Consider the following 26,537-nt stretch of genomic DNA (forward strand, 5'->3'; position numbering starts at 1 on the left):
GCCTTATACTCTAACAGTTGACGGAACTGATAGAAAGCCCACGATACGGTTTCATATCGGTCATGGATCCATACACGTTCTGTTTTTTCACGAATGCCTGTTAAAAAGAGATGTGTGGTATAAAAAAGGAAAAATGATGTTTTGATTTTCTCTATCATAATCGTCTTTCTTTGTCAAGTACACTTTGTGGTGAAGAGCCAACAATTTTTAGTTCTGCCACCTAAAGTTTCATATTTTCATCATTGATCCTATATAAATCCAACTGGAAGTTTAACTTATAGGGGGCAAAAAAACAGACTCTCTGTTTTTTCGTTTCTTTCATTTTTTCCTATTCCAAAATGGAAAACCGCCCCCGTTCAATCGGAAGGCGGTTCATTCCGGCGGACAATGCGCATCGGGCAGCCGGCGACCATCGCCCCGGGCGGGACGTCTTGATGGACGACGGTGCCCGCGGCGACGACGGCGCGGTCGCCGATCACCACGCCGGGCAAAATGGTCGAGTTCGCGCCGATCATCACCTCATCGCCGATCACGACATCGCCGAGGCGGTATTCGTCAACCAAATATTCGTGGGCGAGAATCGTCGTGTTGTAGCCGATGACGCAGTTGCGGCCGATGTGAATTTTTTCTGGGAAGAGAATGTCCGGCATGACCATAAAGGCGAGCGCGGTTTGCTCGCCGATCTTCATGCCGAGAAACGTGCGGTACAGCCAGTTTTTCAGCGGCAAAAACGGCGTGTAGCGCCCGATTTGAATGATGATGACGTTTTTCAGCACTTTCCAAAACGATACGGTGCGATACAACTGCCAGAGCGAGTTCGCCCCTTGGACAGGGTGTTTCGTCGTTCGTCTCACCGGGAGGACGGCTCCTCCTTTCATTCGTTGATGCCGACAATGGCCAACAAGTCTCTCATTTTTTCCAGCATATAGTCCGGTTCATATTGTTCCAAATACTCGCGCCCTTTAATCGCCCAGGCGACGCCGGCTGTTTTCACTCCGGCGTTTTGGCCGGCCAAAATGTCGTGGTAGTTGTCCCCGACCATGAGCGCTTCGTCCGGCGTTGACTGCAACATGCCAAGCGCTTTGTGAATCGGCTCGGGATCGGGCTTTGGCCGCGTGACGTCATCGAGGCCGATGACGCACGAGAAAAACGGCGCCAGCCGCGTTTTTCTTAACCCCATCAGGGCGGTGTCGTGCATTTTCGTCGTCACAACGCCGAGGCGAAAGCCATGGCGGTGGAGCGTTTCGATTGTTTCATACACGGTGTCAAACTCGCGGATCAGTTCGTCATGGTGGGCGTGGTTGAACGTGCGATACGTCTTCACCATCTCCTCGACCCGTTCCGGATCGAGGGAGCTGAACGTCTCATACAGCGACGGGCCGATGAACGGCAGGACGTCCTCGCGCCCGTAGCGGCCCGGGTAGTACTTCTCCAGCGTATGCAAAAACGACTGGATGATGAGCTCATTCGTATCAATCAATGTGCCGTCAAGATCAAACAAAATCGTGCGAATCGTCATGAAGCGGCTTCCTTTCTCATGGGATGTTCAAAACGGCGCCAAACGAATGCCACCGCCATGGTCAACAGCACCGCCGTCACCAAGCGGATGAAAAGCAGCGGCCAAACAGAGATGCCAAGCGGAACGAAAATGAGCGTATCTTCGACGACTGCATGGCATGACACGAGAAAAATGAACGCCAGCGTTAAATCGCGCTTCGAGACGCCGTCTTCTTTCGCCGCCTGAATCATGACGCCCGCTCCGTACGCCAGACCGAACACAAAGCCGGCCGCGAGCGTGAGCGATGTGTTCGGGCTCATGCCCAGCATCTTGGTCGCCGGCGCCATCCAGCGCGAAACCGTCTCGATCCAGTGGCGTTCTTTTAAAATTTGAATGACCGTCATGAGCGGGATGACGATCGCGACGAGCTGCACAATGCCGGTAACCGCTTTTTTCAGCGCCGCCAAGATGATCTCTCCCCAACCGGACGGCGGGGCGGCTTCATGCGCGACAAACCCGTATCGGGCGATCTCCTGCCCCCCGTCCCAGAAATGGGCGATCAACAAACCTGACACGACAGCGAGCCCGACGCGCACGACGATCATGAGCCAGACGCTCATGCCGGTGCGCGAGGCGACCGATGACTCGACGATCAAGTTATGGGAAAAGGAAAGCATGACCGCGAGAATGAACACTTCTTTCACCGTCAACTCGATCGTCAGCATCGCCCCGATCGCCGCATACAGCCCGAGCAAGTTGCCGAGCACAAGCGGCACAGCCGCATCGCCGGATAAGCCAAACCATTTCATGAACGGCGTGACAAAGTCAATGAGCCACGAAAACAGCGGCGTCGGCTGCAACAGCGCTAAAATGAGCGTCACTGGAAAAATAATTTTCCCAAGCGCCCACGCGGTCTTCAGCCCGGCGAGCACGCCGCGCTGCAACATTCCTGTCATGTTCTCCTCTCTCCTTTGCTTGCCTTCATGCCGCGGTGCGATGAAACCTCAATTCTCTGGATGCCGCGCACAAGCATCTTTTTAATTCGCCCCAGGCCAACCTAAAAAAGAGGGAATGCGGCTCCCAACACGGTTGTTCCCATTAAGAAGCGCGGCGGCGAAGCAGCTTCATTCATCGTGGTTTCCCGCAAACCGAACAAGTCCGCAGCGTTTCGCCGCCTCTAACGGCTATTCATCCCGATAGCGCGCGTCCGCCCAGCCTTTCGCCCGGCGCGCGATCCAAAGCGCTACGGACAAAACAATGAGCGTCACAGACATTACTTGCGCCGCACGCAGGCTGCCGGCCAGCATCAAGCTGTCGGTGCGCATCCCTTCAATCCAAAAGCGGCCGACGGAATACCAAATCAAATACGACAAAAACAGCTCGCCGCGCCGCAAATTGACGCGCCGAAGCCAAAGCAAAAGACAAAAACCGGCCAAATTCCAAAGCGATTCATACAAAAACGTCGGATGCCAATAGCGGCCGCCAATGTACATTTGGTTGATGATCCAATCCGGCAAATGCAAATTTTCAAGAAACTGGCGCGACACAGGGCCGCCGTGCGCCTCTTGGTTCATAAAATTGCCCCAGCGCCCGATCGCCTGGCCTAAAATGATGCTTGGTGCGGCAATATCAGCGAGCTTCCAAAACGACAGCCCACGCACGCGGGCAAACACGACGCCCGTCGCCACCGCGCCAATCAAACCGCCGTGAATGGCGAGGCCGCCTTGCCAAACTTTTGGAATCTCTGACAAATGCTTTGAATAATAGTGCCATTCAAACAGCACGTAGTACGCCCGTGCGCACACAATGGCGATCGGCACGGCGAACAGCACCAAATCGACAAACGTCTCTTTCGGCAAGCCGCGCCGCACCGCTTCGCGCGTCGCAAGCCACAAGCCGATCAAAACGCCCGTGCCGATAATGACGCCGTACCAATAAATCGTAATCGGGCCAAGGTGCAAAAACACGCGGTCAAGCGGCTGAATCGTCGATTCCATCGTTTACCACCTCCTATGCTTCATGCCCAAACGAGATCCATTCCTTTGACGCAAGAAACGCCGCCGATCAGTCGTAATCGTGCGCGCCGTCTTCGATGGCGTCGCTCAAGCGCGCCGAAAACTCCTCGGCCGCATTGACCCCCATCCGTTTCAGCCGGAAGTTCATCGCCGCCACTTCGACGATGACCGCCAAGTTGCGGCCCGGACGAACCGGAATCGTCAGTTTCGGCAATTCGGTATCCAAAATTTTCACTTTCTCTTCTTCCAACCCGAGCCGATCGTACTGCTTCTCCGGATCCCAAAGCTCCAAGTCGACGACGAGCGAAATGCGCTTATGCGTCCGCACCGCCCCTGCGCCGAACAGCGTCATCATATTAATAATGCCGAGGCCGCGAATTTCAAGCAGATGCTCGATCAGCTCCGGCGCGCTGCCGACGAGCGTATCTTCATCTTCTTGGCGGATTTCCACACAGTCGTCGGCGACCAACCGATGGCCGCGTTTGACGAGCTCGAGCGCCGTTTCGCTTTTGCCGACGCCGCTTTTGCCCGTGATCAACACCCCGACGCCGTACACATCGACAAGCACCCCGTGCACCGCGGTGGTGGGGGCGAGCTTGCTTTCCAAATAGTTTGTCAATCGGCTCGACAGGCGGGTCGTTTTCATCGTCGAGCGCATGACCGGCACCGACTGGCGCTCCGACGCTTCGATCAGCTCCGGCGGCACCTCAAGTCCACGCGAGACGATGATCCCCGGCGTAATGTCGGTGCAAAGCCGTTCCATCCGAGACTTTTTTTCTTCCGGCGTCAACGTTTCATAAAACGACAGCTCCGTCCGTCCGAGCAACTGCAGACGCTCCGCCGGGTAATAGGCGAAATAGCCGGCCATTTCAATCCCCGGCCGCGACAAATCGCTTGTCGTAATCGGGCGGTAAATGCCCTCCGCGCCGCTGACGAGCTCGAGCTGGAACTGTTCAATGATGTCTTTCGTCCGCACTTTTGGCATACGTCGCCTTTCTCCCCTTTCTTCATCTTTTTCCATTGTAACACGTTTCGTTCCGCCATTGAATGGAAAACATCGGGGAAAACAAAACAGACGGCTCCCCCCGTCCCGATCAAGCCAAACACATCAAACCGAAACGATCTTCACCGCATCGTTTCTCCCATTGCAACCCCTTGCCGCATTCGCCATCTTTTCACACGATCACGGAAAACCATGGCGCCACCGGCCTTCCAATGGATCACGCCCCCGTTACGACCGGTTGCGCAGCGGCTCGATAATCGCTTTTTGCACAAGCAAATGGAAAAACGACAAGACGATCGACGCAAGCAGCGCGGTGCCAAAGCCGCCGATTTGGAACGCATCCCCCATCAGCGCGGCGGTCATCATGAGCGTGATGGCGTTAATGACAAACAAAAACAATCCAAGCGTCAACACCGTCACCGGCAGCGTCAACAAGATGAGCACCGGGCGCACGACGGCGTTGAGCACCGCCAAAATGACGCTCGCCAAAAACGCCGCGCCGACGCCGCTGAAATGAATATCGTCAAAATAGCCGTCGATCGCCATGAGCAACACCGTATTGATCAACACACCGATCAACCAATTGAGCATCCCATCACCATCTTTATTCGAGTCTCGCGCCCGCCGGCCAATGCCTTTTTACAGGCTTCATGCGGCGCTGTTCGCTGCTCGCGCGGCATCGCTGGCAAACGGACGCTTTCTCTTATTTTAACACTTGAATCCCTTTTACGACATTCCAAACGATGACAACGAGGTTCACCGCTCCAGCAACAAGGAATCCAAGCCAGACGAGCCCGCCGCCAAAAAGAAACGATTCCCCACTCCAATGGCCAAACAACACCGGCGACGCGGCCAACGCAATGAACAAGAGGATCGTAACGGCCGGAATCAAATGCGACACGAGCGACCGCTTCGCATGGCGTTTGACTTCAAGATCTTCGACAACAAAATAGACGACAATCGGCAAAATGAACGGCGCAAAAAAGACGCTGAAATAACAAAGCGCGGATAACACTTTGTTCGTCGACAATCGGCAATCCCCTTTCCAAGTTTCCTTTACCTGTATATACGACGGCCGCTAGGAAAAGTTTCCTGCCGACGGCAAAAAAAGGCGGCGGCCGCCGGTGTCCCAAGCGGCGGACAAAGCCGCAAAGGCCTTTACGCCTTCACCGCTTCATATTGCGCCTGCATGCGCGCCCGGTCGCGCTCGAGAATCGGTTTTAAGTAGCGGCCGGTGTGCGACTCCTTCACCTCGGCCACCTCTTCCGGCGTGCCGACGGCGACGATTTGTCCGCCGCGGTCGCCGCCTTCCGGACCTAAGTCAATGATATAGTCCGCGGTTTTGATGACGTCCAAGTTATGTTCAATGACAAGCACGGTATCGCCGTTGTCGACGAGCCGGTGGAGCACGTCAAGCAGCCGGGCGATGTCATCGACATGAAGCCCGGTCGTCGGCTCGTCCAAAATGTAGAGCGTCCGGCCGTTGGAGCGGCGGTGAAGCTCAGCGGCGAGCTTGACGCGCTGCGCCTCGCCGCCCGAGAGCGTCGTCGCCGGCTGGCCGAGCTTCATATAACCGAGCCCGACGTCATAGAGCGTCTCGAGCTTGCGTTTGATTTTCGGGATCGAGGCGAAAAAGTCGAGCGCATCTTCGACCGTCATGTCGAGCACCTCGGCGATGTTTTTTCCTTTATACGTCACCTCGAGCGTCTCGCGGTTGTACCGTTTGCCGTGGCACACTTCGCACGGGACGTACACGTCCGGCAAAAAGTGCATCTCAATTTTGATGATGCCATCGCCATGGCACGCCTCGCAGCGCCCGCCTTTGACATTGAAGCTGAACCGCCCTTTTTTGTAGCCGCGCACTTTCGCTTCGTTCGTCGAGGCAAACACGTCGCGGATGTCGTCAAACACCCCGGTGTACGTCGCCGGGTTCGAGCGTGGCGTGCGGCCGATCGGCGACTGGTCGATGTCAATGACTTTATCGAGATGCTCCAGCCCGCGGATGCCGCGATGTTCGCCCGGTTTCGCCTTCGCCCGGTGCAGCTTTTGCGCCAGCGCCTTATACAACACTTCGTTCACGAGCGTGCTTTTGCCCGAGCCCGACACCCCGGTGACAGCGACAAACGTGCCGAGCGGGATTTTCACCGATACGTTTTTCAAGTTATGCTCGCGCGCGCCGACGACCTCAAGCCAACGTCCGTCCGGACGGCGACGCTCGGCCGGAATCGGGATGAATTTTTTCCCCGATAAATACTGGCCGGTGAGCGAGTTCGGGTCGTTCATCACTTCTTCCGGCGTGCCGGCGGCGACGACCTCGCCGCCGTGGATGCCCGCCCCCGGACCAATGTCAATCAAATAGTCCGCGGCCAGCATGGTATCCTCGTCGTGCTCCACCACAATGAGCGTATTGCCGAGGTCGCGCATGCTTTTCAACGTCGCGATCAGCCGGTCGTTGTCGCGCTGATGAAGCCCGATCGACGGCTCGTCGAGCACATACAGCACCCCCGTCAGCCGCGAGCCGATTTGCGTCGCCAAGCGGATGCGCTGCGCCTCGCCGCCGGAGAGCGTTCCTGCCGAGCGGCTGAGCGTCAAATAGTCGAGGCCGACGTTTTGCAAAAAGCCGAGCCGGTCGCGAATTTCACGCAAAATAAGGCGGGCGATTTGCGCTTCTTTTTCGGTCAGCTCGAGCCCGTCAAAAAAGGCGAGCGCCTCGGTCACCGACATGGCGGTGACCTCGCCGATATGCTTGCCGCCGACAAGGACGGCCAGGCTTTCTTTTTTCAGCCGGTAGCCTTGGCATGTCGGACATGGTTGTTCCGCCATATACTTTTCCATCTGCTCACGGATGTAGTCCGAGCTCGTCTCGCGATAGCGGCGTTCGACGTTCGGAATGACGCCTTCAAATGCGATGTATTGTTCGCGCACTTGCCCGAAATCATTCGTATAGCGGAAATAAATCGGCTCTCCGCCGCTGCCGTACAAAATTTTATCGAGCTGCTCTTTCGGCAAATCCTTCACCGGCACGTCCATCGGGATGCCGTAATGGCGGCACACGGCTTCGAGCAGCTGCGGGTAATATTGCGAGCTTTGCGGCTCCCACGGAGCGATGGCGTGTTCTTTTAACGTCAGCTCATCGTTCGGGATGACCAAATCGAGATCCACTTCGAGCTTCGCCCCGAGCCCGTCGCAGTCCGGGCAGGCGCCGAATGGACTGTTGAACGAAAACAGACGCGGTTCAAGCTCCCCGATCGAAAAGCCGCAGTACGGACAAGCGTGCTTTTCGCTGAACAAGAGCTCCCCCTCGCCGATCACGTCAACGACAACTTTGCCGTCGGCGAGCTTCAGCGCCGTCTCAAGCGAATCGGCAAGCCTTGATGCGATGCCGTCTTTGATGATGATGCGGTCGACGACGACATCAATCGAATGTTTTTTTGTTTTTTTTCAAGCTCAATGTCCTCCGTCAACTCGCGCATCTCGCCGTCAATGCGGACGCGCACATACCCTTGTTTGCGAATATCCTCCAATGTCTTGGCGTGCGTCCCTTTTTTTCCCGAGACGATCGGCGCCAAAATTTGCATTTTCGTCCGCTCCGGGTAAGCGAGCAGCCGGTCGACCATTTGCTCGATCGTCTGCGATTGGATTTCAATGCCGTGCGTCGGGCAAATGGGGCGGCCGATGCGGGCGAATAGAAGCCGCAAGTAGTCGTAAATTTCCGTCACCGTGCCGACGGTTGAGCGCGGGTTGCGGCTCGTCGTTTTTTGATCGATCGAAATGGCCGGCGACAAGCCTTCAATCGCATCGACGTCCGGTTTTTCCATCTGCCCTAAAAACTGGCGGGCATACGCCGACAGCGATTCGACGTAGCGCCGCTGGCCTTCCGCGTAAATCGTATCAAACGCCAGCGACGACTTCCCCGACCCGGACAGCCCGGTCAAGACGACGAGCTTGCCGCGCGGGATTTCGACGTCAATGTTTTTCAAGTTGTGGGCGCGCGCCCCTTTGACGATAATTTTATCCATTCCGTTCACCCGGCCATCACCCTTCCGCTTTCAATTCGAAAATGATATCGCGCAGCTGGGCGGCCCGCTCGAAGTCGAGCGCTTTGGCCGCCTCTTTCATTTCCGCTTCGAGCTTTCGAATCAGCTCTTCCCGCTCTTGTTTCGTCATCGCTGCCGCCGGCTTTGCCTCGTACATCTCCGTCTCTTCCGCCGCATACGTCGCGCGGATGACGTCGCGAATCTCCTTTTTCACCGTGCGCGGCACGATGCCGTGCTTTCGGTTGTACTCTTCTTGAATCGCGCGGCGCCGCTTCGTCTCTTGAATGGCGATTTCCATCGATTTCGTCACTGTATCGGCGTACATGATCACATGGCCGTTCGCGTTGCGCGCCGCCCGGCCGATCGTCTGGATGAGCGAGCGCTCCGAGCGCAAAAACCCTTCTTTGTCGGCGTCCAAAATGGCGACAAGCGACACTTCTGGGATGTCGAGCCCTTCGCGAAGCAAGTTGATGCCGACCAGTACATCGTATTTGCCGAGCCGCAAATCGCGGATGATTTCAATGCGCTCGAGCGTCTTAATTTCCGAATGCAAATACGCCACCTTGATCCCCGCTTCTTTCAAATAATCGGTCAAATCCTCCGCCATCTTTTTCGTCAGCGTCGTCACCAACGTCCGCTCGTTCCGCTCGACGCGCTCATGAATTTCGCCGATCAAATCGTCGATTTGCCCTTTCGTCGGGCGGACGTCGATCGTTGGGTCGAGAAGCCCGGTCGGGCGGATGATTTGTTCGACAACGCCCGGGCTGTGTTCAAGCTCGTACGGCCCTGGCGTCGCCGAGACGTAAATAATTTGATTGATTTTTTGCTCGAACTCTTCAAACGTGAGCGGCCGGTTGTCAAGCGCCGACGGCAGGCGGAAGCCGTGGTCGACGAGCACTTGCTTGCGCGCCCGGTCGCCGTTGTACATGCCGCGCAACTGCGGCAAGGTGACGTGCGACTCATCAACGATGATCAAAAAATCGTCCGGAAAATAGTCAAGCAAGGTGTACGGCGTCGAGCCCGGCGGCCGCAGCGCCAAATGGCGCGAGTAGTTTTCGATGCCGGAACAAAAGCCCATCTCGCGCATCATTTCAAGATCATAGCGCGTCCGCTGCTCGAGCCGCTGCGCCTCCAAAAGCTTCCCTTGCGCACGCAGTTCGGCGAGCCGCTCCTCGAGCTCTTGTTCGATGTTTTGAATGGCGAGCCGCATTTTCTCCTCGCGCGTCACGAAGTGCGACGCCGGAAAAATGGCGACGTGCTCCCGCTCGCCGAGCACCTCGCCGGTCAAGGCGTCCACCTCGCGGATGCGGTCGATTTCATCGCCGAAAAATTCGACGCGAATGCAATGTTCATCGCGCGACGCGGGGAAAATTTCGACGACATCGCCGCGGACGCGGAACGTGCCGCGGCGAAAATCGATGTCATTGCGGTCGTATTGGATGTCAACGAGCCGCCGCAGCAACGCGTTGCGCTCGATTTCCATCCCGACGCGCAATGAAACGACGAGCTCCCGGTATTCTTCCGGCGACCCTAAACCGTAAATGCACGACACGCTCGCAACGATAATCACGTCCCGGCGCTCAAACAAGGCTGATGTCGCCGAGTGCCGCAATTTGTCGATTTCATCGTTGATTTTCGCGTCTTTTTCAATGTACGTATCCGTCTGCGGCACATACGCTTCCGGCTGATAGTAATCGTAATAGCTGACAAAATATTCGACGGCGTTGTGCGGGAAAAACTCTTTCAGCTCGCTGTACAATTGACCGGCGAGCGTTTTGTTGTGGGCGATGACAAGCGTCGGTTTGTTGACTTGGGCGATCACGTTCGAGATCGTAAACGTTTTGCCCGTCCCCGTCGCCCCAAGCAGCGTTTGATGTTTCACACCCCGCTGCAAGCCGTCCACAAGCTTGGCGATCGCCTGCGGCTGATCGCCTTGCGGTTCGTATGGCGACACTAATTGAAAACGGCCCTCCACCGTTTCGCCTCCTCCTTCGTACCATCTTTCCCCATTGTATCACATCGTGATGATCCATGCATCAAAAATGCGAACTCATATTCGCACCATTCTGCACAGCATTTTCCATTCCCCTAACGCGAAAAAGCGGACCCATTCATGCCCAAGGTCCGCGTCTTCGCTCCGTTCCGTTTCGACAATCCGAGGTTCAGCCGACGATGCCTTTTTCCAAAAACAGACGGTTGAACCGACAACGCCGCTTCATTTTTGCTTCAGATGGTCGAGCATGCGGCCGGCCCAAAGAAAGCCGGCGATCGTCGATGCAATGTCAGCGACGATTTCATGCAGCTCATCCGTATAGCCTTTCAAGTAGGAAGCGACAAGCAGCGCCGTCGTCAACAGCACAGCAATGTACCGATTGTACGTCACCCGCGCAAACAACAGCACCAATAAGCACGGAATGATGAGTGCCGCCAAAAACCACATGATCCATTCTCCTTTACGAAACAGCTTCAGACGCTGATGCGTTCCGATCACGGACGAACAGCAGCCCGAGTTCATGATGCTCATCCTCATAGAGCGCCCCTTGGACGAAACGGACTTCGCCGTTATGTCCGACGACATCCAACTTGCAGAACGCGCGGTTGCGTTGGAGCGCCTCGTAAAACTCGGTTTCGGTCCGCACCGGGGCGCCGTTTGTTTTGATGATGACTTCTCCGATCGAAAGCCCCATTTTTTCCGCTTTCGAGCCAGGAAGCACGCCGACAATCACTAAGCCGTGCGGATGGCGGGCAAAGCGGGGCGGACGGGCGCGGTCGGCGCGATGCCCGGAAAACGCGATCCATTCACGGCCGATGATGGCCATAGCCCCCGCCGCCACCGCCAACGGTGGATACCATAGGCCGGAAGCAGCCAATAGGGCGACAACGAACGCCAGCCGAACAACAAGCCGCCCCTCCGCGCGCGCCGCTTCCGCCGGCAGCATGTGCTGGCGGCGCTGGGAAAAGCCGAGAAGAAACGGCACGAGCCAAAATGAATAGCCGTCTCCCGGCGAAACGAGCGGCCACCAGGAAGCCGGAGGCAGCGCGCCGCCTGATACGGGCAGCACAACCGGCACAAACCAAAGACGCTGCGTCCATTGCAAGCCGACCGTCATCCCTCGCTTGCTTTTCGCAAGCTGCGGCGAGGCCGCCTCGTTTCGCGTGCGAATGATGAGCCATCCTTCCGAAAACAAAAGCAACGCAAGCCACACCGCCAAAGCCGGCGCCGCCGTCATGCCATCGGGAAGCCAGCGGGACAACGCGCCGCTTCGCTCCGCCAAGCCGAACGCGAGAAGTGCGCCGCCTGCCGTATACGCCGCTGACAACAACCGCGCTTCCATCGTCAAACTCAAGAGCACCGTCAGCACCGTCACCGCCCAAACCGCTTCCTGCGGCACCGCGATCCCGATGCCGACGGCCGCCGCCGACAACACCAGCCCAACCGTCCATCCTTTTGTCCAAAGCCCGCGCCACTCTTGCCATAGGCTGTAGACGCGCACATGAAAATCGCGGCGCTCCCGCTTCACCCGCCGCCAACCGACGGCCAAAGCGAGCGCGGCGCCATAATAAAGAAGCGGCTGCCGCCAAACCGACGCGACGCCCTCAAGCCATTCCAGCCACCATGTTGCCATCCGCTTCACCCCTTGCGTCGTTCATCATTCTTTATCTTCTATTCTACCAAATGGCATGACCAATTCCCATGCCCACAGCCATCTTTTTTCGCCAATGGCGAATCTTCGCTGTTTTCCACTTTCTTTGCCGAATCAACACTAGTTTTGTCGGCTGGGAAGGATTTTCAAAGATGCAGAGGAAAAAGGATAAACAAGACGAAACAAGGAGGAGTGAAACGATGGAATTGAAAACGTCCGACGTCGCTGCTCGCCTTGGTGTATCGCCGAAAACGATCCAGCGCTGGGTGCGCAAATACGACATTCCGTTGCGGAGAAACGAGGCCGGCCACTACTTGTTTGATGAAAAAACGGTCGCCTTGCTCGAACGTGTCAAATTTGAACAAGGCGCCGCCATGGAAGCGCCGCCAGAAGCAACACCCGAAGCACCGCCGGCCTCTAGCCGTTCTTCCACAACGCCGCCAAACGTTCCCATTCACGCTCTGTTCCAAGAATATATCGAACCGGAAATGGACCGCGTCTCCTCGCGTTTGGATGAACTCGAGCAACAATTGGAACAAAAAGCGGATGATGTCGTCTCCATTCAACTGTTGCATCACCGTCAAGAAATGGAGGAAATCGCCGCCCGCCTCGCCGTGCTGGAGCAAACGGTCGCCCGTCTTGAACAGCAGTTGAACACCCGGCCCCCATCCCCGCATGAACCGCCGAAAGAAGCGAAACGAAAACGGCGCGGCTTTAGGCGCGTGATGGGGCTGTTTGCCTGACGGGTTTCATGCAGGTTGGACCGAAAAGATCGTCGCCCTTTCAAGAAAAGATGATCGATCATTTTGTGAAGGTGTTTCACGCGTATATGATGGTGGTCATAAACGGTGCACCATTGGGCGTTGGGACACTTTCTTTTTTTATGGCTGTTCACCCTAAAGTTGTCCTGGACGGTTTCCAATTATGTCTTACTCACGCGCATAAAGAAAAATCAGTCCATCCATGTTTGAGCTATATAGCGGATCCAAAAACGCCTTGCTTGTCAAGTACGTGTTGTGGTGATAAGCCTTTTTGTTTTTCTTCTTCACTACTTCTTTACGATTTTTTTATTCTCTTTTAATCGCAGCGGTTTATAATGGATCATGTTGTGCAATCTTCCCGTATGGGAAAGGAGGGCGCGCGAGATGGAACAAAGAGAACGAAAAGCGGTCGCCATCGCGTTCATCGTATTGGCTCTCTACCTTTCTCCGCTGTACATGTTAAGCGAACACGCCCATATTCGCGTGCACGACAATATGGATTCGAACATCGCCTGGTATCGCGTGCTCGTTCGCAGCGGCCAACTATTTGGCCCAATCGATGCCGTCATTCCGCAAGTGATCAACGGCTTGCCGCGCAACGCCTTCGGCACCGAATTCAGCGGCATCGTGTGGCTGCACGCTTTGTTCCCCTCCATGGTGGCATACGCCCTCAGCCAGACGATCACGAGGGTATTCGCCTTTTTGGGTATGTATTGGCTGCTCAGGCGCCACTTTTTGCCTTCACCGGAATCATGGCTCATTCGCGTCGGGGCGGCGCTTGCTTTTGCGCTGACACCGTTTTGGCCGTCCGGCATGTTAAGCACGCTCGGCATGCCGCTGGCGCTTTGGGCGTTTCTGTCGATCCGCAACGGAGAAGCGACATGGAAAGAATGGCTTGCGATCATCTTGCTTCCGTTTTACGCCAGCTTTGTGCTCGGATTTTTCTTTTTCCTCGCCGCGATGGCGGCGGTGTGGCTGTTTGACGGCGTTGTCCGCAAGCAGTGGAACAAGCGGTTTTTCGCCGCGATCGCCCTGATGACAGGCTTGTTTTTGGCCATCGAGTACCGCCTCGTGTACTCGCTTGTCTTCAGCGGCGAACCGACGAGCCGGAACGAGTTCCTCTCCTCGCGGCTCAGCTTCGTCCACTGCCTTCGGTTGACGTTGAAAAACTATGTGCTCGGCCATACGCATGTGATGACCGTCCATGGGCCGATCATCTTGCCGGTGCTTTGGGCGGCGTTTTTTCTCGTTTTGCGCCGCCGTCAGCGCGGGCCATTGGAGCGGCGCTTCCTTTTGCTGTTTTGGTTGAACATCGCCTTATCGGCTTGGTATGCGTTTTGGTTTTACAAAGGGTGGCAGCCGCTGAAAGAACGGATTTCCCTTTTGAATACGTTCAATTTCGCCCGCTTCCATTTTTTGCGGCCGATGGTCATTTACGTCGATTTTGCCTTGGCCTTGCAAATCTTAGCCAAGGAACGGACCGCATGGCGGCGCCTCGTGCCGATCGCCTTGGCGCTGCAGCTGCTTTTGCTTGGCGGGTTTAACGAGGAAATCCGCTATCGCCTCGCTGGCACGCCGTCGTTCGAGCAGTTTTATTCCGAACATTTATTTACCAAAATCAAGCAATACATCGGCAAGCCGGTATCGTCCTACCGCGTCGCCAGCGTTGGGCTTCACCCGGCCATCGCTCAATACAACGGGTTTTATACGCTCGATACGTACAACAATTTTTACCCGTTATCGTATAAGCGGAAGTTTCGCCGCATCATTGCCAAAGAATTGGACAAAAGCCCAGTGCTGAAAGACTATTTCGACCATTGGGGCAACCGCGTCTATTTGTTTTCGGCAGAGCTCGGGAAACATTACATGTTCACGAAACGCTCGCATAAAGTCATTCGTCATTTCGAGATCGACACAAAGGCGTTCAAACAGCTTGGCGGCAAGTACATTTTTTCCTCCGTCCCGATCGAAAACGCCCGCGACATCCATCTCCGCTTCTTGCGGGCGTTCACCGATCGACAGTCAGTCTGGAAAATTTATGTATACGAAGTGGAGTGAAAGGGAGGCAAGAAACATGGTGGACAAACCATTGTTAGCCATCGTCGTCCCATGCTACAACGAAGAAGAAGTGTTGCCGGAAACGGCCCGGCGGCTGACCGCTTTGCTTGAGCAGCTGCTCGAAGAAGGAGCGGTCGCCATCGGCAGCCATATCGTGTTTGTCGACGACGGCAGCCGCGACCGGACATGGGCGCTCATTGAAGAAGAAAGCGAGCGCAACCCGTTTGTCTCCGGTGTGAAACTTGCTCGCAACGTCGGCCATCAGCGGGCGTTGCTCGCTGGGCTTGACACCGTCCGCGCGTACGCCGATTGTGCCGTGTCCATTGACGCCGATTTGCAAGATGATGTGGAGGCAATCCGCGAATTTGTGCAAAAATACCGCGAAGGGTATGACGTCGTGTATGGCGTGCGGCGGAGCCGAAAGACAGACACGTGGTTCAAGCGTACGACCGCCCAAGCCTTTTATCGGTTCATGAGGGCCATCGGAATCGAGCTGATTTACAACCACGCCGATTTCCGTCTGATGAGCAAGCGGGCGCTCGATGAACTGAGCCGTTACACGGAAGTCAATCTCTTTTTGCGCGGGTTGGTTCCGCTCGTCGGCTTCCGCTCGACGTGCGTCTTTTACGACCGGCATGAGCGGTGGGCTGGACAGTCGAAATACCCGCTCAAAAAGATGCTCGCCTTCGCCTTTGACGGCATCACGTCCTTAAGCGTCGCACCGATTCGCGCCATTACGCTCATCGGTTTTTTGGCCTTTCTCGCGAGCGGTGCGGCCGGGCTGTACGCCCTCATCAGCAAACTTCTCGGGCACGCCGAATCAGGCTGGACGTCGCTCATGATTTCCGTTTGGTTCATCGGCGGGCTGGTGCTGATGAGCCTCGGCCTCATCGGGGAATACATCGGCAAAATGTATCAAGAGGTGAAACGGCGGCCGCGGTTTGCGGTCGAAAAAACCGTGCAGCTGCCGCTTCCATCAGAAAGGGAGAAAACGCCGGCCCGCTTATAGAACGTCATAGATGATTCACGGGCCAATATAAAGATAAAAAGGACGCCTCGGGCTAAAAGCCGAGGCGCCCTTTTCTTTTTATCCGTCATCATTGGCCCGCTCACGACGGAAACAACACGCCAAGCGCTTTTTTCAGCTGCACATCATGGTTCGGATCGCGGACGGCTTCCATGATTTTCGTTTGCAGCACATCCGCCGTCGTCTCATCGATTCGTCCCGTAACCGGCAGCTGATTCGCTTTTTGGAACGCTTGAACGGCTTGTTCGGTTTCTTTGCTGAAGTAGCCGTCCGTGCGGCCCGGGTTGAAGCCAAGCCCTTTGAGCATTTTTTGCGCATTGGCGATTTGCTCGTCGTTCATGTCATACCGAAGCGGTTTTTCCACATGAAGCGGAGCGACGTGGAAATAATCCGGCTGCGCCACCGCGACATCCGGCTTGATCCCTTTTTTATGGATCCAATGCCCGTCCGGCGTCAGCCATTTGTACAGCGTCAATTTGATGTTGCTGCCGTCGCCCATCGGAATCGCCTGCTGCACCGTCCCTTTGCCGAACGTTGCCTCGCCGACCAGCTTGTAGCCGCCCGCTTCCTTCATCGCTCCCGCCAAAATTTCCGACGCGGATGCGCTTCCTTTGTCGATGAGCACAACGATCGGGTATGGCTTTTTCGCCGTTAAATCGGAATAAAACTTTTGCCGATCGCCATCGCGTTCTTCAATTTGTACATATGGTTTGCCTTTCGGGATGAGCTGTTTCAAAATTTCCTCAACGCTTTGCAAATAGCCGCCCGGATTGCCGCGCACATCGATGATCAAGCCATCAATATGTTCGGCCTCAAGCTTCGCCAATTTCTTTTTAAAATCGGCGGCCGTGTTTTCCGAAAACGACGTAATTTGCAAATAGCCCGCCTTTTTGCCGTTGTATGTTTTGATCGAGTCATACACCGTCTGAATCGGAATTTCGTCGCGGACGACTTTGACTTTCATCACGTTTTTGACGCCGGGGCGCAAAATGTCAAGCTCCACCGTTGTTCCTTTCTTGCCGCGGATTTTCAATACCGCTTCATATAAATCAAGCCCTTCCAGGCTTTCTCCGTTGACGCGCAAAATTTGATCGTTCGGCTTCAGACCCGCTTTTTCCGCCGGCGAGTTTTTGATCGGAGCAACGATCGTCACCTTGCCATCGATCATGCTCACTTCGGCGCCGATCCCCTCAAACGACGAGTCGAGCGACTCGTTGAACTGCTCCGTCGTTTCCGCATCCATGTAGACGGAATACGGGTCATGGAGCGTGTTGATCATCCCTTGAATGGCGCCTTCCGTCAGTTTTTCTTCATCCACTTTCTCCACGTACCGATTCTTAATGAGCTCATACGCTTGCCGGATTTTTTTCATCTCTTCGCTGTCGTTCGTCGACTTGGACGGCTCATTCGAAACAATCGTCGAAAGCGAGCCTTCCATCGGGCGGTCCGCCAACTGAAGGCCAGCGTACGTCCCTCCCGCCCCAATGAGCATCGATATGGCCATCAATGCGGCCGTCGTCGATTTTTTCACGTTGCTTCCTCCTCACCCTAAACCTGCCCTTTCCATTGCCTGCAACAGAAGGGAAAGGGGGTCTCTTCTCGTTCTCCTTCGGTGAAGCAAGCGGACGCCTCTGCCGCCTAGACGGCGGCGGCTTCCGCCAATGAGAAAAGGAAAAGCACCGCCTCACGCCGTGCCATGCCTTTATCTTCATCATATGTTGGGCTTGTACCGAGTATGCTAGTGCGTTGCCCATCCTTTACTAGTTTACACGCTCCTTGTTGATTTCTCAACTCATACAGAGCGGAAAAAGAGGCACCCCTCGCCCTTGGCGGCGAACGATGCCTCTTTTTGATTCGTCTTCTTGGCACGATCTAGAATGGAAGCCAAACCAATGAGCCGGACAAAAACGAAACGCTTTCACCCCTCTTTTGGCAAGTCGATGAGCATCAACCGCGATCCTTCGTTCGTCGCCAGGCGAAGCGCCGGTGTGTCCGTAATGCGGGCCGCGTCGCGCCGCTCGAGATGGGCCTCGCCGTTTAACGTCAAATCCCCCTCAATGACAAAGACAAAGATGTTCCGTCCTTCCGGCTGGGTAAACGTCAGCTCATGCCCGGCTTCCAAATCGGAAAGATAAATCGTCAAATCTTGATGAATGTGAGCAATCCCCGGGGAAGACGGGTGTTTCGTGACAATCGGCAGCAAGGCGTTTTTCATCTTGTCGACCGGAAACTCGGTCCGCTCGTACGACGGCGGCAATCCGTATTGTTCCGGCAAAAACCAAAGTTGCAAAAAGTTCACCTCTTCCGTCGCCGACGGGTTCACTTCCGAATGGACGATGCCGGTGCCGGCCGACATCCGCTGCACGCCGCCGAACGTTGTCACCGCCTTATGTCCGGTGCTGTCTTCATGTTGCAAATAGCCTTTCAGCACGATCGACACAATTTCCATCTCCCGGTGCGGGTGAGCGCCAAAACCGGCAAGCGGCGCAACGAAATCGTCGTTTAACACCCTTAGCGGGCCAAACTGGATGTTGTTCGGATCATAATACTCGCCAAATGAGAAGCTATGGTATGTTTTCAGCCAGCCGTAATCGGCATGATATCGGGACGACGCCCGGTCGATGCGGATCATCTTTTCCACTCCTTCATTGCAAGAAATGATGGGCCATCAAGCGCTTGCTGTTCCGAATCCGCAAGCGCCATAACCACCACCGCCTACGCTATTGATTCCCGTTTTTTTCTTGTCTCATCCTCGTTAGGCGCAACCATTTCTCTTCATTCAATAAATCTTGAATTCGAGATAATTATATAAAACTTCCGTTCGCCTGTCAACCTAAAAACAGGCGAAAAATGTCCCCCGGCTCGTAATGGGCATTTTGGACCGCTTGTCTCGCCATGTCAACGTCCGTGTCCTCAGGCAACGCGAATACCGCTTCACCGCGCTGGAAGCTGACATCCATCAGCTTGGCCCCAATCGCCCCCAGCGCTCTGGCGACATGTTGTTCACAGCCGGTGCATGTCATGCCTCGGACGGTCATTCGGTATGTTTTCATGGTAAAAATCACTCCTATCCAGAAATGTCTCTTTCTTAATTTGTTCAGATCCTCGCTCATGAAACCTATATCACTCATCCTCCTTTCGACAACGGGAAGATTTCCATTGTTGTGTACCATTATAAACAGTGTACTAAGGTACAGAGTCAAGGGGGATGTGGTGCGGCCAAACCATTTCCTTGATGTCCAATCAATCAAAAAATACGCAACTTGTCCTGCCAAAAGACAGACAAGTTGCGCAATGCCACCTACCGTTCGAAATTAGAAAGGAATATAGTCAAGCGGATTGACCGCATTCGTTTTCGCCTCGTTCCAGCCGCCGCGATGCAGTTCAAAATGAAGATGCGGACCGGTCGAATGACCGGTATTGCCCATGTAGCCAATCATTTGTCCTTTACGGACGTGCTGCCCTTCGCCAACAAGACGCGCTTCTAAATGAGCGTACACGGTCGTATAGGTTTGCCCATTCATCACATGGCTGATGAAAATGACGTTGCCGTAGCTGCTAGAATAGTAGGAGCGGAACACAATGCCGTCCGCTGCAGCGACAACCGGCACAACGGGAGCTCGCTTGCCGATGTCGACCCCTGGATGGAAGTCCGTGCCGCCAAACCGGTAGCCAAAGCCCGAGGTGATCGGTCCGTTGGCCGGCCGGGTAAACGCCCCGCTCGATACAGGCGGCGTGCTGCCGCCGGATGGCGTTTCTCCTGATGACGCTCCTCCACCGTTTGGCGAGGCATATGTACGTCCTCTCTGTTTCGCTTCTTCTTCGGCCCGTTTTTGCCGTTCGAGTTCGGCAAGCTGCTCTTTCACCGCCGCTTCTTGTTTGGCGATCAGTTCTTTTTCTTCTTCAAGCGCCATCTTATGATCATGCTCTTCTTCCTCTTTTTGCTTCAAATCGGCCATCAGGCGATTTTTTTGCTCCAGCTGGCCCGCGAGTTTCGATTGCAGCTGCTTCAATTCTTGCAAATCCGCTTGCAACTTGTTCCGCTTCTCCGTCAATTCGGCTTCCTTTTTCTCTTTTAACGCTTTATCGGCTTCCTGCTCGCGGATGATTTGTTGGTCCGCTTCCATAATCGTGGTGACGGCGCTCATCCGGTCGATGAAGTCGCTGAAGCTTTGGGCGCCAAGCAATACTTGCAAGTAGCTGATCGCCCCGCCGCTTTCCTGCAAGGAACGAAGCCGCTCCTTCAAAATTTCATTCCGCTTTTCAATCCGTTCTTGAATTTCGGCAATTTCTTGTTTCAATTGGTCAATGGCCTGCTCCGTTTGGTCAATGTCGACGCTGACGTTGCGGATTTTGCCGCTCGTTTCCTCAATGGCCATGTTCAGCTTTTCAATATCGTTGGCGACTTGTTTTTGCTGCGATTGAAGGGCTTCGATGTTTTTTTGCGCCTCGCTGATTTGTTCCTGCACCTCTGACCGCTTCGAACGAAGCGCGTCGATCTCCCCTCGCTTTTGTTCGATATCACGAGTGCTGACGGCATCCGCCGCCGGCGGCAGAACGCCAAGACCGAGCGCCGCGGCGACGGCGAGCGCCATCATATTTTTCTTCTTCATCGCTTTCCCCTCTCCCTATGTATGATTCTTTTTTACACTTTCAAAAACTTGCGCACGGACATGACGCTTCCCCAAATGCCGATGCCCGCGCCAATCGCCAGCAGCAGTGCGCTCAACTGCCACATAAACGGCGAAAACGGAAGAAGTTCAAAAAACGGCAAGGAAACCCGCTGTTCATACACTTGATACACGTTGTAGTACACGATCGAAAGCGCCGCGATCGGGAAGAGAGCGCCGAGCATTCCAAGCCATAACCCTTCCAAAAAGAACGGCCAGCGGATAAATCCGTTCGTCGCACCCACGAGCCGCATAATTTCGATTTCGCGACGGCGGGCGAAAATCGTAATTTTGATCGTGTTGGAGATGAGAAACATTGCCGTAAACAACAATCCGAGAATGAGCACGAGCCCGACGTTGCGCGCCACTTTCAGTGCGTCAAACAGCTTCTCGACCGTCCCTTGGCCATAATTGACTTTATGGACGAACGGCAATGTTTCGATTTGTTTGGCGATTTTCACTGTATCTTGCGGATGGGCCGCTTTCACGACGTATACATCGCTTAGTGGGTTGTCCTGTTCAAATAAGCGGAACGACGAGCCTTCCTCCCCCATGCTTTTGATCAGCCGCTTCAGCTCTTCGTCCTTTGATGAATAGCCCACTTCCTTGACGTTTGGAATGGCTTCAATTTGCCGGCGCAAAGCGTTTTTTTTGCTGGTTGTCGGCCGTCAGCTCGATATGGACGCGAATTTCGACATCGTTTTCGACTTTTTGGGCAAAATGGTTGATGTTGAACATGACGACAAAAAAGACGCCGACAAGCAAAAGCGTCACCGTGACGGCGCTCGCGGAGGCAAACGTCATCCAACCGTTGCGGCCAAGGCTTTTGATGCTTTCCCGGACGTGGCGCTTAAACGTATGAAGCGTCATAGCCGTATTCCCCCTTCGCCTCGTCGCGGACGATTTTCCCGTTTTCGATGGCGATGACGCGCCGTCGGGTCGCGTTGACGATCTCTTTGTTGTGGGTCGCCATCACAATCGTCGTTCCCCGGTCGTTGATTTTTTCAAACAGCTCCACAATGCCCCATGAGGTTTCCGGGTCCAAGTTTCCTGTTGGTTCGTCGGCAATCACGATTTTCGGGGAGTTGACGATTGAGCGGGCGATCGAGACGCGCTGCTGTTCGCCCCCGGACAGTTCGTTCGGATAAGAGCGGATTTTATGCTTGAGGCCGACTAAGTCGAGTACTTCCATCACTTTTTTGCGGATCACTTTCGGCGATTCTTCAATGACTTCCAAGGCAAAGGCAACGTTTTCGTAAACGTTGAGCTTCGGAAGCAACTTGAAATCTTGGAACACAACACCGATATGGCGGCGCAAAAGAGGGACTTTGCTGTCTTTGAGTTTGGCAAGGTTGACGCCGTTGACCATAATGGTCCCGCTCGTCGGCTTTTCCTCGCGGTACATCATCTTAATAAACGTCGACTTCCCAGCTCCGCTGGGTCCAACGACATAGACGAATTCTCCTTGCTTGATGCGGACGTTGATGCCGTTTAACGCCACAACGCCGTTTGGATACGTTTTGTATACATCTTGCATTTCAATCATCATCATCACCTATTTTCGACTTCCCTGTTGCCATTTCTCGAGCTGTTTCGAATGAATCTTGCAAAATTCCGCAAGGATTATTATAACACGATTTTCTATTGTCGAATTTTACATTTATATTTCAAATGGGGAACAATGGAGAAACTAGGACAAAAGATGCAAAAACAGAAAACACCGCCCCGTTCTTAAGCGAACAAGGCGGTGCACCTTCCTTGAATGAAGCGATCTTTTCCTTTCAAAGAGTCAGAAACATCCGTCCATTATTTTTTCGCAGCCAGCCATTCCGCCACTTTGTCGGCGTCTTCCCCTTTAATGATTCCTGCCGGCATCGCGCCGCGGCCGTTGGCGATAATGTTTTTAATTTCATCTTTGGAATACTTGCTTCCAACCTTTTGCAAGTTCGGGCCGACCCCGCCCGACAGGTCTTGTCCATGACAGGACGCACAGTTTTGTTTAAAAATTTGCTCGGCAGCCGCTGCTGTATCCCCTCCGCCGTTGCTGCCGCCGTTTTTCTCCCCGGCATTGTCCCCGCCACCGCCGCACGCGGCAAGCGCGAGCGAAACGCCAAGGAACATCGCAGCCAATTTCCATTTCATGGCGAACTCCCCCCAGAAAACAAAAATTTCATTCTCCTTTATTATAACCGATTTCTTCCGCTTTACGTACGTTGAAATCCTTCGCCGAGCACCTCAGCGGCGTTCGCAACGATGACAAACGCTGTCGGATCAATGGTTCGGACCAATTGTTTCAATTTCGTGAACTCCGATTGCGCGACGACGCACATCAACACCGGCCGCTCATGTTCCGTGTAACCGCCATACGCGGGCAAGCGTGTCACTCCGCGGTCGATTTCGTGCAAAATGGCGCGGCGCACTTTTTCTTCTTCATTCGTAATAATAAGAGCGATTTTCGAATACCCAAGCCCGACTTGGACGAGGTCGATCGTTTTGCTCGTCACATACAACGCGATCAACGCATAGAGCGCCCGTTCAATATCAAACACAAACGCCGCGGTCAACACGATCAAGCCATCGATCAAAATGACGCACATGCCAAGCGACAGCCCGGTATATTTATGGATGATTTGCGCGGCCAAATCGGTGCCGCCGGTCGACGCCCGTCCGCGGAAGACGACGCCGAGGCCAAGCCCCACGCCGATGCCGCCAAAGATCGCGCCAAGAAGCGGATTCGTCGTCGCCGGCTCCATCCCTTTCGTCATGTAGACGACCAGCGGCAAAAACACCGTCCCGACAAACGTCTTGACGCCAAACTGACGGCCTAGCAGCACAACGCCAGCGATAAAGAGCGGAATGTTAAGCGCCCATTGGACGTAGGCAGGCTCAATGCCAAACAGCGCGTGCATAATCGTGCTCACGCCGCTTACCCCGCCCGAGGCGATCCGATTCGGCAGCAAAAACACGTTAAACGCCACCGCGACAACTGCCGCGCCGACCAGAACATACACATACTCCAAAGCTCCCTCCACCGTCGGAGGCATCGCTTTCTCTCTTCGCTTCCGCATGCTTCCCCACCCTCCTCTGTGAGTATAGCATGCCCGTTTTGGCAAGTAAATGACAGCCGGTTAACGCGATAATGGTCTGCTATGCTAAAGGAAAAAAGGACGATCCGATGATCGCCCTTTACTTCAACTTCGCACGCAAATACGCGTCGATGAACACATCAATTTCCCCATCCATCACCGCTTGCACATTGCCGACCTCGACGTTCGTCCGATGGTCTTTGACAAGCGAATACGGATGGAAGACGTACGAACGAATTTGGTTGCCCCAGCCGATTTCTTTTTGCTCGCCGCGCAGCTCAGCGAGTTCGGCTTGTTGCTCCTCGAGTTTCTTTTGGTACAATTTCGCCTTCAACATGTTCATCGCTTTTTCGCGGTTTTTGATTTGCGACCGCTCCGATTGGCACGTGACGACAATCCCGGTCGGCAAGTGGGTGATGCGCACGGCCGAGTCGGTCGTGTTGACGTGCTGCCCGCCCGCGCCGCTTGAGCGGTACGTGTCGATTTTCAGCTCTTCCGGCCGGATCTCAATTTCAATGTTATCATCCATCTCCGGCACAACCTCGCACGACACGAACGACGTATGGCGGCGGCCTGAGGCGTCAAACGGCGAGATGCGAACCAGCCGATGCACCCCTTTTTCCGCTTTTAAGTAGCCGTAGGCGTTGTGCCCTTTAATGAGCAGCGTGACGCTTTTAATCCCGGCTTCCTCGCCCGGGAGGTAATCGAGCGTCTCGACTTTAAACCCTTTTTTCTCCGCCCAGCGCGTGTACATGCGCAACAGCATCGACGCCCAGTCTTGCGACTCCGTGCCGCCCGCACCCGGGTGGAGCTCCAAAATAGCGTTGTTTTGATCGTACGGCTCATTGAGCAGCAACTGCAACTCAAACTCGCTGAAGTCTTTCATCAGCTTTTTCGCTTCCTCGACGAGCTCAGCTTGGAGCTCGTCATCCGGCTCTTCCTTGAGCAGTTCGTACGTCACTTCCAAGTTGTCAAACCGTTCTTCAAGCGAGGAAAATTCCTCGACGAGATCTTTGAGCGCATTCACTTCGGAAATGACCGCCTGCGCCGCCTTTTGATCATCCCAAAAGTTGGGCGCCGCCATTTGCTCCTCTAATTCGCGAATGCGCGCCTGCTTCGCTTCGAGGTCAAAGAGACCCCCTGATTTCCGCTAATCGCTTAGCCATTTTCTCAAGCTCTTGCTTGATTTCCACCAAATCGATCATGTTGTCCTCACCTCATCATCAATATAGTATGCCAACGATGAATGTCTGCCATTCAAAAGGGAGGCCGAGCCTCCCTTTATTATTTATAAACGGTTATACCACTCTTCCGCAACAATGTTTATATTTCTTCCCGCTCCCGCACGGGCACGGGTCGTTGCGGCCGACGCGCACCGCCTTGCGGACCGGTTTTCTCTTCGGTTCTTCTCCGTCTTCTTTCGGGTGAACCGCTTCGCCTTTGGCCACCTCTTGGCGCTCAAGGTTATGGTGAATTTCCGCCTTCATAATATAGGTGGCGACTTCCTCTTCAATCGCCGCAATCATCTCCTCAAACATGGCGTAGCTTCCATCTGATATTCGCGCAGCGGGTCAACTTGCCCGTAGGCGCGCAAATGGATGCCTTGGCGGAGCTGCTCCATCGCGTCGATATGGTTCATCCATTTCATATCGACAGCGCGCAAGACGACGACGCGTTCAAACTCGCGCATCTGTTCAGGCGGGATTTGCGCTTCTTTCTCGTCATAGCGCGCCTTCACTTTCGCCCAAATGAGCTCGATCATCTCTTCGGGCTCTTTGCCACGCAAGTCAGCTTCCGTTACATCCCCTTCCGGAAGCAGATGGGCGTTGAGATACTCAACGAGCCCTTTCAAATTCCATTCTTCGGGAACCTCTTCTTTCGGCGTATGAGCGTTGACGACGCGCTCGATCACCGATTGGATCATCTTTTCGATAATGCCGCGCAAGTTGTCGGAATCGAGCACTTCATAGCGCTGGCGGTAAATGATTTCCCGCTGTTCGCGCAGGACATCGTCATATTGAAGCAGCTGTTTGCGGGCGTCGAAGTTGTTGCCTTCGACCCGCTTTTGCGCCGACTCGACGGCCCTTGTCACCATTTTGCTTTGGATCGGCTGCGAGTCGTCCATTCCAAGGCGGTCCATCATCGCCATTAAGCTTTCCGAGCCGAAACGGCGCATCAATTCATCTTCAAGCGACAAGTAAAACTGCGACACCCCAGGATCGCCTTGACGCCCCGAGCGGCCGCGCAGCTGGTTGTCGATCCGCCGGCTTTCGTGACGCTCCGTGCCGATGACCGCGAGCCCGCCAAGCTCCTTGACCCCTTCGCCAAGCTTAATGTCCGTCCCGCGCCCGGCCATGTTCGTCGCGATCGTCACCGCGCCTTTTTGCCCGGCTTGAGCGATGATTTCCGCCTCTTTCGCATGGTTTTTCGCGTTTAAGACGTTGTGCGGGATGCCGCGCTTTTTGAGCATCTCTGACAACATCTCGGACGTTTCGATCGCCACCGTGCCGACAAGCACCGGCTGCCCTTTCGCATGGCGGGCGGCGATGTCCTCGACCACGGCGCGGAACTTCCCTTCCATCGTCCGATAAATCAAATCCGGACGGTCTTCGCGGATGACCGGGCGGTTCGTCGGAATGACGACGACGCGCATGTTGTAAATGTTGCGGAACTCTTCCTCTTCCGTCTTCGCCGTCCCCGTCATCCCCGCCAATTTTTCGTACATGCGGAAATAGTTT

At 54.8% G+C, this 26,537-nt stretch carries 21 protein-coding genes and 3 pseudogenes; 3 read left to right on the forward strand and 21 right to left on the reverse strand.

Translation table 11 applies throughout. The annotated features are described in order from the left end of the window. Positions 1-356: 356 nt before the first annotated feature. The 11 genes and pseudogenes from I656_RS12070 to I656_RS12025 all read right to left on the reverse strand — a co-directional run bounded on the left by I656_RS12070 (position 357) and on the right by I656_RS12025 (position 12,179). On the reverse strand, positions 357-854 hold the full coding sequence (locus I656_RS12070; protein WP_033004897.1) for a DapH/DapD/GlmU-related protein: 498 nt from the start codon (positions 852-854) through the stop codon (positions 357-359). Between the two features lie 20 nt (positions 855-874). Continuing rightward, entirely contained in the window at positions 875-1,519 is a 645-nt protein-coding gene (gene ppaX, locus I656_RS12065; RefSeq protein ID WP_020754151.1) for a pyrophosphatase PpaX, read from the reverse strand. Next, the gene (locus I656_RS12060; protein ID WP_020754152.1) at positions 1,516-2,454 is read right to left on the reverse strand and encodes a nucleoside recognition domain-containing protein; all 939 of its coding nucleotides are present in this window, start codon (positions 2,452-2,454) and stop codon (positions 1,516-1,518) included. Before I656_RS12060 ends, ppaX begins: the two co-directional genes overlap by 4 nt. A gap of 228 nt (positions 2,455-2,682) precedes the next feature. Then, entirely contained in the window at positions 2,683-3,495 is an 813-nt protein-coding gene (gene lgt / locus I656_RS12055; RefSeq protein ID WP_020754153.1) for a prolipoprotein diacylglyceryl transferase, read from the reverse strand. Positions 3,496-3,562: 67 nt separating this feature from the next. Further along, positions 3,563-4,498, reverse strand: coding sequence for an HPr(Ser) kinase/phosphatase (hprK, locus tag I656_RS12050; protein WP_033004901.1), 936 nt, complete (start codon positions 4,496-4,498; stop codon positions 3,563-3,565). 246 nt (positions 4,499-4,744) lie between these two features. Beyond that, positions 4,745-5,107 (reverse strand): phage holin family protein, encoded by a 363-nt coding sequence (locus I656_RS12045; protein ID WP_020754155.1) that lies wholly within the window; start codon positions 5,105-5,107, stop codon positions 4,745-4,747. Positions 5,108-5,219: 112 nt separating this feature from the next. Continuing rightward, positions 5,220-5,546, reverse strand: a complete 327-nt coding sequence (locus I656_RS12040; RefSeq protein WP_015375804.1) for a DUF4870 domain-containing protein — start codon at positions 5,544-5,546, stop codon at positions 5,220-5,222. Between the two features lie 128 nt (positions 5,547-5,674). Further along, a pseudogene (gene uvrA, locus I656_RS0114870) lies at positions 5,675-8,535 on the reverse strand (excinuclease ABC subunit UvrA). A gap of 16 nt (positions 8,536-8,551) precedes the next feature. Then, positions 8,552-10,528 (reverse strand): excinuclease ABC subunit UvrB, encoded by a 1,977-nt coding sequence (gene uvrB / locus I656_RS12035; RefSeq protein WP_020754158.1) that lies wholly within the window; start codon positions 10,526-10,528, stop codon positions 8,552-8,554. A 240-nt stretch (positions 10,529-10,768) separates the two neighbouring features. Then, positions 10,769-10,993, reverse strand: a complete 225-nt coding sequence (locus tag I656_RS12030; RefSeq protein WP_013146398.1) for a CsbA family protein — start codon at positions 10,991-10,993, stop codon at positions 10,769-10,771. A 13-nt stretch (positions 10,994-11,006) separates the two neighbouring features. Next, complete coding sequence (locus tag I656_RS12025; RefSeq protein ID WP_033004903.1) at positions 11,007-12,179, reverse strand: PDZ domain-containing protein; 1,173 nt, start codon at positions 12,177-12,179, stop codon at positions 11,007-11,009. 218 nt (positions 12,180-12,397) lie between these two features. Between I656_RS12025 and I656_RS0114875 the strand changes: the two genes are divergently transcribed. The 3 genes from I656_RS0114875 (at position 12,398) to I656_RS12015 (ending at position 16,025) form a co-directional block, all read left to right on the forward strand. Then, the gene (locus tag I656_RS0114875; RefSeq protein WP_015375808.1) at positions 12,398-12,940 is read left to right on the forward strand and encodes a MerR family transcriptional regulator; all 543 of its coding nucleotides are present in this window, start codon (positions 12,398-12,400) and stop codon (positions 12,938-12,940) included. 402 nt (positions 12,941-13,342) lie between these two features. Then, positions 13,343-15,016, forward strand: a complete 1,674-nt coding sequence (locus I656_RS12020; RefSeq protein WP_033004908.1) for a DUF6044 family protein — start codon at positions 13,343-13,345, stop codon at positions 15,014-15,016. A 16-nt stretch (positions 15,017-15,032) separates the two neighbouring features. Continuing rightward, positions 15,033-16,025, forward strand: a complete 993-nt coding sequence (locus I656_RS12015; protein WP_033004910.1) for a glycosyltransferase family 2 protein — start codon at positions 15,033-15,035, stop codon at positions 16,023-16,025. A gap of 100 nt (positions 16,026-16,125) precedes the next feature. On the opposite strand, the gene I656_RS12010 is transcribed toward I656_RS12015, so the two are convergent. The 10 genes and pseudogenes from I656_RS12010 to I656_RS0114885 all read right to left on the reverse strand — a co-directional run. Continuing rightward, a complete protein-coding gene (locus I656_RS12010) occupies positions 16,126-17,574 on the reverse strand; it encodes a S41 family peptidase (protein ID WP_013146403.1) in 1,449 nt (482 codons plus the stop codon). Between the two features lie 387 nt (positions 17,575-17,961). After that, positions 17,962-18,675 carry a pirin family protein gene (locus I656_RS12005; protein WP_033004912.1) on the reverse strand — a complete coding sequence of 238 codons (714 nt, stop codon included), beginning with the start codon at positions 18,673-18,675 and terminating at the stop codon, positions 17,962-17,964. 196 nt (positions 18,676-18,871) lie between these two features. Beyond that, positions 18,872-19,096, reverse strand: a complete 225-nt coding sequence (locus I656_RS12000; RefSeq protein ID WP_015375813.1) for a heavy-metal-associated domain-containing protein — start codon at positions 19,094-19,096, stop codon at positions 18,872-18,874. Between the two features lie 261 nt (positions 19,097-19,357). Continuing rightward, entirely contained in the window at positions 19,358-20,656 is a 1,299-nt protein-coding gene (locus I656_RS11995; protein ID WP_020754167.1) for a murein hydrolase activator EnvC, read from the reverse strand. Positions 20,657-20,688: 32 nt separating this feature from the next. Further along, positions 20,689-21,583 (reverse strand): annotated as a pseudogene (gene ftsX, locus I656_RS0114880) (permease-like cell division protein FtsX). Further along, the gene (ftsE, locus tag I656_RS11990) at positions 21,564-22,259 is read right to left on the reverse strand and encodes a cell division ATP-binding protein FtsE (protein ID WP_011232571.1); all 696 of its coding nucleotides are present in this window, start codon (positions 22,257-22,259) and stop codon (positions 21,564-21,566) included. The pseudogene ftsX and the gene ftsE overlap by 20 nt, the downstream one beginning before the upstream one ends. Before the next feature lie 260 nt (positions 22,260-22,519). Next, positions 22,520-22,855 (reverse strand): cytochrome c551, encoded by a 336-nt coding sequence (gene cccB, locus I656_RS11985; protein WP_013146412.1) that lies wholly within the window; start codon positions 22,853-22,855, stop codon positions 22,520-22,522. Between the two features lie 62 nt (positions 22,856-22,917). After that, the gene (locus I656_RS11980) at positions 22,918-23,781 is read right to left on the reverse strand and encodes a YitT family protein (RefSeq protein WP_033004914.1); all 864 of its coding nucleotides are present in this window, start codon (positions 23,779-23,781) and stop codon (positions 22,918-22,920) included. A 118-nt stretch (positions 23,782-23,899) separates the two neighbouring features. Further along, positions 23,900-25,004, reverse strand: a protein-coding gene (gene prfB, locus I656_RS11975) for a peptide chain release factor 2 (protein ID WP_122983794.1) whose coding sequence is annotated in 2 segments (ribosomal slippage) — positions 23,900-24,928 and positions 24,930-25,004 — 1,104 coding nt in all. Because the reading frame shifts where the segments join, the coding sequence is not laid out codon by codon here. A 93-nt stretch (positions 25,005-25,097) separates the two neighbouring features. Then, a pseudogene (locus tag I656_RS0114885) lies at positions 25,098-26,537 on the reverse strand (SEC-C metal-binding domain-containing protein); the annotation flags it as partial.

Origin of the sequence: Geobacillus sp. WSUCF1 (assembly GCF_000422025.1) — a bacterium.
Lineage (GTDB): Bacteria > Bacillota > Bacilli > Bacillales > Anoxybacillaceae > Geobacillus > Geobacillus zalihae.

Bases quoted from the DNA above. Each gene is read 5' to 3' on its own strand.
- I656_RS12025 (WP_033004903.1), bottom strand. From the start codon at position 12,179: ATGGCAACATGGTGGCTGGAATGGCTTGAGGGCGTCGCGTCGGTTTGG.
- I656_RS12005 (WP_033004912.1), bottom strand. From the start codon at position 18,675: ATGATCCGCATCGACCGGGCGTCGTCCCGATATCATGCCGATTACGGC.
- I656_RS12015 (WP_033004910.1), top strand. From the start codon at position 15,033: ATGGTGGACAAACCATTGTTAGCCATCGTCGTCCCATGCTACAACGAA.
- cccB (WP_013146412.1), bottom strand. From the start codon at position 22,855: ATGAAATGGAAATTGGCTGCGATGTTCCTTGGCGTTTCGCTCGCGCTT.
- ppaX (WP_020754151.1), bottom strand. From the start codon at position 1,519: ATGACGATTCGCACGATTTTGTTTGATCTTGACGGCACATTGATTGAT.
- I656_RS12030 (WP_013146398.1), bottom strand. From the start codon at position 10,993: ATGTGGTTTTTGGCGGCACTCATCATTCCGTGCTTATTGGTGCTGTTG.
- hprK (WP_033004901.1), bottom strand. From the start codon at position 4,498: ATGCCAAAAGTGCGGACGAAAGACATCATTGAACAGTTCCAGCTCGAG.
- I656_RS12045 (WP_020754155.1), bottom strand. From the start codon at position 5,107: ATGCTCAATTGGTTGATCGGTGTGTTGATCAATACGGTGTTGCTCATG.
- I656_RS0114875 (WP_015375808.1), top strand. From the start codon at position 12,398: ATGGAATTGAAAACGTCCGACGTCGCTGCTCGCCTTGGTGTATCGCCG.
- I656_RS12060 (WP_020754152.1), bottom strand. From the start codon at position 2,454: ATGACAGGAATGTTGCAGCGCGGCGTGCTCGCCGGGCTGAAGACCGCG.
- I656_RS12020 (WP_033004908.1), top strand. From the start codon at position 13,343: ATGGAACAAAGAGAACGAAAAGCGGTCGCCATCGCGTTCATCGTATTG.
- I656_RS11980 (WP_033004914.1), bottom strand. From the start codon at position 23,781: ATGCGGAAGCGAAGAGAGAAAGCGATGCCTCCGACGGTGGAGGGAGCT.
- I656_RS12000 (WP_015375813.1), bottom strand. From the start codon at position 19,096: ATGAAAACATACCGAATGACCGTCCGAGGCATGACATGCACCGGCTGT.
- lgt (WP_020754153.1), bottom strand. From the start codon at position 3,495: ATGGAATCGACGATTCAGCCGCTTGACCGCGTGTTTTTGCACCTTGGC.
- I656_RS11995 (WP_020754167.1), bottom strand. From the start codon at position 20,656: ATGAAGAAGAAAAATATGATGGCGCTCGCCGTCGCCGCGGCGCTCGGT.
- ftsE (WP_011232571.1), bottom strand. From the start codon at position 22,259: ATGATTGAAATGCAAGATGTATACAAAACGTATCCAAACGGCGTTGTG.